The following is a 344-nucleotide window of genomic DNA, read 5'->3' as shown; positions in this document are numbered from 1 at the left end:
GGCAAACACAAAAAAAGCCGGGCAGCGTTGCTGCCGGGCTCCAGATAAAGCGGGGAGATCCCCGGATTATCAGAACTTGTAGTTCAGGCCGACGCGGACGACGCCGAACTCGTTGTTCTTCTGACCACCAGAGTAGTACAGGCTGGCCAGAGCAGCGCCCGGCACGTAGACATCGCTGTTGCCGCGGTCGAGGCTGACATACAGGCCTTCGATCTTGGCAGTGATGTTGTCGGTGAAGGCGTACTCAAGACCACCGCCGACGGTCCAGCCGGTCGCGGTGTTGTCGCCGTTGCCGCTGTAGTAGCCGTAGTTCAGCGCGGTGTTGGCGAAGCCGTAACCGTAGT

1 protein-coding gene is annotated in these 344 nt (G+C 60.2%); it reads right to left on the bottom strand.

Annotation, left to right across the window (positions count from 1 at the left end; genetic code table 11):
* Positions 1-69: 69 nt before the first annotated feature.
* The coding region (locus IE243_RS23525) for an outer membrane protein (RefSeq protein WP_373301697.1) at positions 70-344 on the bottom strand (275 nt) is incomplete at its 5' end.

This window comes from Camelimonas fluminis, from assembly GCF_014656355.1.
GTDB classification, from domain to species: Bacteria; Pseudomonadota; Alphaproteobacteria; order Rhizobiales; family Beijerinckiaceae; genus Camelimonas; species Camelimonas fluminis.
Note: the sequence above shows the minus strand (reverse complement) of the source record. Positions and strands in the feature narration are given on the sequence as shown.